The organism is Xanthomonas sp. SHU 166, from assembly GCF_000364685.1.
Taxonomy (GTDB): domain Bacteria; phylum Pseudomonadota; class Gammaproteobacteria; order Xanthomonadales; family Xanthomonadaceae; genus Xanthomonas_A; species Xanthomonas_A sontii.
The window spans coordinates 1-922 of record NZ_AQOJ01000554.1 but is presented as its reverse complement, the minus strand read 5'-3'; the positions used below and the strand labels follow the sequence as shown (position 1 = coordinate 922).

1 protein-coding gene is annotated in these 922 nt (G+C 75.4%); it reads left to right on the top strand.

Annotation, left to right across the window (positions count from 1 at the left end):
- Window positions 1-99: 99 nt before the first annotated feature.
- The coding region (locus tag D180_RS14110; protein WP_017913311.1) for an AMP-binding protein at window positions 100-922 on the top strand (823 nt) is incomplete at its 3' end.

Sequence of the window (922 nt, the reverse complement as noted above, 5' to 3'; positions counted from 1 at the left end):
GGCAGCCGCGGCAGGCCGGCTTGCCAGCGGCGGCGGCGGCGGCCAAGCTACCGGCTCCCGCGCCGTGCGGGTCATCGCCCGCCCGAGCCGCCGCCCCGCATGTCCGCCGTTTCCTCCGAGATTCCCGCCGCGCCCCTGTTGCATCCGCTCGCCGTCGGCGACGCGCGGCGCCCGCTGGCCTTCGCCAACGGCGAGCACATCGACCTGGCCACCTTCCTTGGCCACGTGCGCGGCCTGGCTGCGGTGCTGCCGGCCGGCCGGCATGCCTTGAATCTGTGCGAGGACCGCTACCGCTTCATGGTCGCGTTCTGCGCGGTGGCGCTGCGCGGGCAGACCTCGCTGCTGCCGTCCTCGCGCGCGCCGGCGGTGGTGGCCGAGGTGCAGCGCAGCCATGCCGACTGCTACTGCCTGGGCGACCTGGCGCTGGCCGAGCCGCCGCCGCGCTACTGGCAGTTGCCGGACGCGCTGCCGTCGCTGGACGGGCCGATGCCGCAGCTGGCCGACGACGCGCTGGTGGCGATCGGCTTCACCTCCGGCAGCACCGGCGCGCCCAAGCCCAATCCCAAGACCTGGGGCAGCTTCCTCACCAGCACCCGCCAGGACCTGCTGGCGCTGGTCGGGCTTTGGCCGGACACGGCGGTGCCGCAGGTGGTGGCGACGGTGCCGCCGCAGCACATGTACGGCATGGAGCTGTCGATCCTGCTGCCGCTGGTGACGCCGCTGGCGGTGCACGCCGGGCGGCCGTTCTTTCCCGAGGACGTGGCGCGCGCGTTGGCGCAGCTGCCGGCGCCGCGGCTGCTGGTGACCACGCCGGTGCATCTGCGTGCGCTTGTCGAATCCGGCGTCGCCCTGCCGCCGCTGGCCGGCATCGTCTCGGCCACCGCGCCGCTGGCGCAGGAACTGGCCGCCGCCGCCGAGGCGC